This window comes from Pseudomonas emilianonis, assembly GCF_023072625.1.
In the GTDB taxonomy this organism is placed as follows: domain Bacteria; phylum Pseudomonadota; class Gammaproteobacteria; order Pseudomonadales; family Pseudomonadaceae; genus Aquipseudomonas; species Aquipseudomonas paraveronii.
The window spans coordinates 1-5839 of record NZ_JAKNRV010000324.1 but is presented as its reverse complement, the minus strand read 5'-3'; the positions used below and the strand labels follow the sequence as shown (position 1 = coordinate 5839).

At 61.6% G+C, this 5839-nt stretch carries 7 protein-coding genes; 4 read left to right on the top strand and 3 right to left on the bottom strand.

Translation table 11 applies throughout. The features are described from left to right. The 4 genes from L9Z73_RS23915 to L9Z73_RS23900 all read left to right on the top strand — a co-directional run. A partial coding sequence (locus tag L9Z73_RS23915) for a penicillin-binding protein activator (RefSeq protein ID WP_247406352.1) occupies window positions 1-743 on the top strand: 743 nt, incomplete at its 5' end. Further along, window positions 743-1114, top strand: a complete 372-nt coding sequence (locus L9Z73_RS23910; protein WP_247406349.1) for a YraN family protein — start codon at window positions 743-745, stop codon at window positions 1112-1114. The genes L9Z73_RS23915 and L9Z73_RS23910, both read left to right, overlap by 1 nt. Before the next feature lie 92 nt (window positions 1115-1206). Then, complete coding sequence (locus tag L9Z73_RS23905; RefSeq protein WP_247406346.1) at window positions 1207-1800, top strand: phosphoheptose isomerase; 594 nt, start codon at window positions 1207-1209, stop codon at window positions 1798-1800. Beyond that, entirely contained in the window at window positions 1797-2378 is a 582-nt protein-coding gene (locus L9Z73_RS23900) for a BON domain-containing protein (protein ID WP_247406343.1), read from the top strand. The genes L9Z73_RS23905 and L9Z73_RS23900 overlap by 4 nt, the downstream gene beginning before the upstream one ends. A 69-nt stretch (window positions 2379-2447) precedes the next feature. On the opposite strand, the gene L9Z73_RS23895 is transcribed toward L9Z73_RS23900, so the two are convergent. From L9Z73_RS23895 to L9Z73_RS23885, 3 genes are all read right to left on the bottom strand, one after another. Further along, on the bottom strand, window positions 2448-3221 hold the full coding sequence (locus tag L9Z73_RS23895; protein ID WP_247406340.1) for an OmpA family protein: 774 nt from the start codon (window positions 3219-3221) through the stop codon (window positions 2448-2450). A 211-nt stretch (window positions 3222-3432) separates the two neighbouring features. Beyond that, window positions 3433-4077: an MBL fold metallo-hydrolase gene (locus L9Z73_RS23890; protein ID WP_247406337.1), complete on the bottom strand. Its 645-nt coding sequence runs from the start codon at window positions 4075-4077 to the stop codon at window positions 3433-3435. Window positions 4078-4206: 129 nt separating this feature from the next. Continuing rightward, a partial coding sequence (locus L9Z73_RS23885; RefSeq protein WP_247406335.1) for a LuxR C-terminal-related transcriptional regulator occupies window positions 4207-5839 on the bottom strand: 1633 nt, incomplete at its 5' end.

The following is a 5839-nucleotide window of genomic DNA, read 5'->3' as shown; positions in this document are numbered from 1 at the left end:
CTTCGTCGTATTCCTTTCGAATCTCATCCGTCAGGCGTTTCGCCCGTGCCGACGGCCTGCACCGCGCCGCCGCGATGGTGCCCCGTGGCGAATGGGGTGAGCGTGTCTACAAGGCCTTCCGTCAGGACTGGGAAGCCAACGGCGGTACCGTTGTCGGCGTCGAGTACGTCGACCAACCGGTCGCCCTCGCCCAGCAAATTGCCGATCTGTTCCAACTGCGTAAAAGCGAAGGCCGTGCCAAGAGCCTGCAAAGCGCCGTCGGCACCGACGTCGCCGCACAGCCTTCGCGTCGCCAGGACATCGAGTTCATCTTCATGGCCGTCACCCCGCAACTGGCCCAGCAGATCAAGCCAACCCTGAACTTCCAGTACGCCGGCGACGTGCCGGTGTATGCGACGTCCCACGTGTTCAGCGCCAGCGGCGACAAGAACCAGTACCTGGACATGACCAACGTCATGTTCTGCGAAACCCCTTGGCTGCTCAACACCACCGACCCGCTGCGCAACCAGGTTGCCGCACAATGGCCGCAAGCCAATGGCAGCCTTGGCCGCCTGTACGCGATGGGCGTCGATGCCTACCGCCTGGCGCCACGCGTAGGCCAACTCAAGGCATTGCCGGACACACGTATTGACGGCCTCTCGGGCAGCCTGGGCATCAGCGCCAACCAGCGTGTTGACCGCCAGATGCCCTGGGCGAAGTTCGTCAGCGGCGAGGTCCAGCGCCTGCCCGATACCCCACGCTGATGCCCGAGAGGTCCAGCGCACAAAGCGGCAAGGATGCCGAACTCCAAGCACTTGAGTACCTTCGACAACAGGGTCTGCGCCTTCTGGCGCAGAACTGGTTGTGTAACCGCGGCGAGCTTGATCTGGTCATGCTTGACGGCGATACAGTAGTATTCGTCGAAGTCCGCTACAGAAAACACGCACAATGGGGTGGCGCGCTCGCCAGTATCGACGGGCGCAAGCGTCAGAAGCTGATACTCGCCGCGCAGTTTTTCCTGCTCAAGGAGCATCGCTGGGCTGATTCCCCCTGCCGTTTCGATGTGGTTGCCATTGAAAGCACACCGTCTGGCAAAGCTGATTTGAACTGGCTCAAAGATGCCTTCGACAGCTGATTCGCCGGACATCTTCACCACACACTTTTGCTCTTTGCTTTGCGGGCTGCACATTCCTGTGCCAAATAGCCGCGCTACTTAAGGTCACACAGATGGACATGCAATCCCGAATTCGCCAGCTTTTCCAGGCCAGCATCGACACCAAGCAACAGGCGATGGACGTACTTGCACCGCACATCGAGCAAGCCAGTCAGGTCATGGTCAACGCCTTGCTCAACGAGGGCAAAATGCTTTCGTGCGGCAACGGCGGCTCGGCCGGCGACGCCCAGCATTTCTCGTCCGAGCTGCTCAACCGCTTCGAGCGCGAGCGTCCGAGCCTGCCGGCCATTGCCTTGACCACCGACTCGTCGACGATCACCTCGATCGCCAACGACTACAGCTACAACGAAATCTTCTCCAAGCAGATCCGCGCCCTGGGCCAACCGGGCGACGTGCTGCTGGCGATTTCCACCAGCGGCAACTCGGCGAATATTATTCAGGCGATCCAGGCCGCACATGATCGCGAAATGGTTGTCGTAGCATTGACCGGTCGCGACGGCGGCGGCATGGCCTCGCTGCTGCTGCCCGAGGACGTGGAGATTCGCGTCCCGGCCAATGTCACCGCACGTATTCAGGAAGTCCACCTGCTGACGATCCACTGCCTGTGTGATCTGATCGACAGCCAACTGTTCGGGAGTGAAGAATGACCGTTAAACGCCTCAGCCTATTGGCGATCGCGCTGTGCCTCGGCATCAGCGGCTGCAGCACGGCAATCACCGCGACACGTGACACCCCCATCCAGGACGACAAGGGCACCCGCACCTTCGGCAGCAAGATTGACGACTCGTTGATCGAAACCAAGGTCGAGGTCAACGTCGCCAAGGCCGCTACGGACCTGGGCAATGGCGCGTCGCGCATCGTCGTGACCAGCTTCAACGGCGTGGTGCTGCTCGCAGGCCAAACGCCGCGTGCCGACCTCAAGGCCCAGGCCGAACAAGCCGCCTCAGCCGTGCAGAGGGTCAAGAAGGTCCACAACGAATTGCAGGTGATGGACCCGATCACCCTGCTGGCCATCAGCAACGACGCGCTGCTGACCACCAAGATCAAGGCGCAGATGCTGACCGATAACGCGATTCCCGGTTCGCGCATCAAAGTCGTCACCGACAACGGCATCGTTTACCTGATGGGCCTGCTGACCCAGGCGGAAGCGACCCGTGCGGCGAACCTGGTACAGGGTGTATCCGGCGTGCAGCGGATCGTGAAGGTGTTCGAGTACATCGATTGATGTAACCGACAGCCATAAAAAATGGGCGCCCTGCATTCACTGCAAGGCGCCCTTTTTATTAGCGGGTGATTACTGGTATTGCGAGTACGGGTTGCCCTGGAACTGGTTGTTCTGCTGCGGCGCCTGTTGCTGGGCACCTGGCTGGCCGTACTGCTGGCCCGGGATTGGGCCCAGGTTCACTTCTACACGCCGGTTCTGAGCACGCCCGTTGACGTCGGCATTGCTGGCAATCGGATTATCCGGACCGGCACCGCGAGCGCTCAGGTTGGCAGCGCTGACGCCTTGGGATGTCAGGTAATTCGCCACACTCTGCGCACGACGCTGGGACAGGTCCATGTTCAGTTGGCGGCTGCCAGTGCTATCGGTGTAACCCACGATCTGGATGGTGTTCTGGCTGAACTGCTTGAGCGAGTTGGCCAGGTTGTTCAGCGGCATGTAGAAGCTGCTGGAGATCGCGTCCGAGTTGGTGGCGAAGGTGATGTTACCCGGCATGATCAGTTTGATCTGATCGCCCTGGCGCTGAACTTCAACCCCGGTATTGGCCATGCTTTCGCGCAGTTTCTTTTCCTGCTGGTCGGCGTAGTAGCCATAACCCGCTGCGCCTGCCCCCGCGACGACCGCACCGATCAGCGCGCCCTTACCACGGTTGTTATGGTCGATGGCCGCACCGGCCAACGCACCGGCCAGGGCACCGAGGCCGCCGTACTTGGCAGTCTTGCTCATGCCACCGGATTCATTACTCGCCTGTCCCTGGCTGCTACCGTCATACGGATTAGGTGAAGCACAGCCAGATAACAAGGCTACGGCAGTAGCGACAACTAGCAGACGACGCGGAGTGAACATGGAGAAGCTCCTACTTTTGCACTCTGGGTGCAGAGGACATGGACAATGGATCTTTGCCGAGCTTTGAACGCGACAAACGGTAAAAATTCCGTAGACGTATCCCGACCTGTAACAAAAGATTCAGGACTACCGTCGCTGCACAAACCGTAGCAGACCCACGCTGAACACACGCTGAGTTTTTTGCTACAGGCCTTGAGCGCTTGCGCCGCAGTCACGCGCGCACAAAGGGGTTCTCACGCATCTCATCACCCAGTCGCGTATCCGGCCCATGCCCCGTCACCACCGTCGCGGCCTCATCCAACGTATACAACCGTTGCTTGATCGACCGCACGATCGTCGCCTGGTCCCCGCCCCACAAATCCGTGCGGCCCACGCCCCGGCGAAACAGCGTATCCCCGGCAATCAGCAGCTTGGCGTCGGCAAACCAGAAACTCATCGACCCCGGCGTGTGCCCCGGCGTATGCAATGCTACGCCGCAACCGCAGGCCAGTTCTTCGTCGTCGGCCAGCCAACGGTCCGGGGGCGGCACCGGCGTATACGGCACGCCAAACATCTGGCACTGCATCTCCAGGTTGTCCCAGAGAAACTGGTCGGCCTTGTGCAAGTGCAGGGTCGCGCCGGTCTTCTCCTTCAACTGGCCGGAAGCCAGGAAGTGATCCAGGTGGGCATGGGTGTGAATGATGCTTACTACCTTGAGACCCAGCGCATCGAGCCGCGCCAGGATCAGTTCGTGATTGCCGCCGGGGTCGACCACGATGGCTTTTTTACTGATGGGATCGCCGATGATGGTGCAGTTGCACTGCAACGGGCCGACGGGAAAGGTTTCGCGGATGAGGGTCGGCTTTGCGGTGTCCATGAACGGGCCTCGAGTGCAAATGAAGGGTAGTTTCGGGCGAATCTCGCCAGAATAATTGCACTATTAAACCAGACTGGGGTGGCTTCGCAGCCCACCGCGAGCAAGCTCGCTCGCCACGGCGGTCACTCTTTAACCAATCAACCGCAGCTCCTGCGCCCGCGCCACCGCCTGGGTGCGCCGCTCCACCCCCAGTTTGCTGTTGATATGGCTGGCGTGAGTCTTGACCGTGTGCAGGGAGATGAAGAGTCGCTTACTGATTTCCTGGTTCGAACAGCCTTGGGCGATCAGTTGCAGTACCGCCAGCTCGCGGACGCTCAGGGTTTGATGGTTGGGCGCCGGCTCGCTGACCGCTAAGGTCGGCAGCAACGCCAACAGGCACTGGTTCAATACCCCATGGGGGTCTTGGCCGAGTTGATCGCGCATCCAGTCGGGATACCCTTCAAGCAATCGCTGGAAGGGTTGCAGCGCCCCCCCGGCCCCGGCTTCAAGTGCGCGGGCCAACACCTCTCGCGCTTTGGCCTCCAGGCCGTTCTCCAGCAGCAACTGCGCCTGCTGGGTCAGCGCCATCAGGGCAATCATCTGGCGCCCGCTGCTGTGGGCGTGTTGCGCCAGGTCTTCGAGCCGCTGGAGTGCCGCCGCCGGTTGATGGCGGATGGCATCCAGCGCGGCCTGCTGCAGCTCGATATGCTGTGGCAGATGCGGATGAAACTCCGGGGCGGCCGCCGCGTGTTCACCGTTGTAGGTTTGCCCCAGGCGGGTCAGCCAGGCATCGGCCAGGTCGGTACGCCCCTGGGCTAGCCAGAGCTCGCATTTGATCAGGGTGATCATTGCCAGGTAGTAAATCGGCGGCACGTCCCAGATGTGCATCAGGCGTTCGGCCTCAGCCAATTCGGCGAAGGCTTTGGCGAAATCGCCGCGACGCCCTTCGACGTTGGCAATCACACAATGGCCGATCAGCACACTGATATCCCGGCAAGCACGGGCTTCGGCGAGGCCGGCGCGCAGGCGGTCCAGGCCGGCTTCCGGCTGATAACGCGCGAGCAGCAGGTAGCCTTCGTAAAGCGATAATCGGGCGCGCACGGCGTATAGCCGCTGGGGCGACAGGTCGTGCAAGCGCTGCAGGCCCTGGCGCACTTCATCCAGCGAGCGCAGGATTTCACCGCGCGCCTGCAAGACCCGGGCGCGGTCGTAATGGGCCAGGGCCTCGAACAGTGGGTTGCCGACACGCTGCGCCAACTCGAGGGATTCGCGGTTCAAGCCTCGGGCGCGCCACAGATCGGCGTCAACGATCGCCAGGTTGGAGAGGGTCGACAGGCACATCAGGCGCTGGCCGTAACGGCGCTGCGGCAGGCTTTCCAAGGCTTCGCTGCAATAGCGCTGGGTCAACTCGCGGTCACCTCGACCCCTGGCGATGATCCCGCTCAGCGCCAGCCACTGCGCCAGCATCGACTTCTGTGCGGTGGCCGATGGCGCCGGCAGGAAACGGCTGAGGTAGCCGGACAGTTCTTCCGCCGCATCCAACTGGCACGCCAGGCCCAAGGCCCAGCTATACAGCACGATCAACCGGGGTGTGCTGATCAGCAGGCTGTCGGGCAAGTCCATTTTCCAACGCAGGAGCATGCCGACGTTCTGCTCGGCCAGCAGTTGTTCCTCGGACAGGTTCTGCACCAAGCTCGCCGCCACATCCAGATGGCCGGCGCGCAACGCCTGCTCGACCGCTTCATCGATCAGCCCTTGGGCGTTGAACCAGCGACAGGCGAGA

Bases quoted from the DNA above. Each gene is read 5' to 3' on its own strand.
- L9Z73_RS23910 (WP_247406349.1), top strand. From the start codon at position 743: ATGCCCGAGAGGTCCAGCGCACAAAGCGGCAAGGATGCCGAACTCCAA.
- L9Z73_RS23905 (WP_247406346.1), top strand. From the start codon at position 1,207: ATGGACATGCAATCCCGAATTCGCCAGCTTTTCCAGGCCAGCATCGAC.
- L9Z73_RS23900 (WP_247406343.1), top strand. From the start codon at position 1,797: ATGACCGTTAAACGCCTCAGCCTATTGGCGATCGCGCTGTGCCTCGGC.
- L9Z73_RS23895 (WP_247406340.1), bottom strand. From the start codon at position 3,221: ATGTTCACTCCGCGTCGTCTGCTAGTTGTCGCTACTGCCGTAGCCTTG.
- L9Z73_RS23890 (WP_247406337.1), bottom strand. From the start codon at position 4,077: ATGGACACCGCAAAGCCGACCCTCATCCGCGAAACCTTTCCCGTCGGC.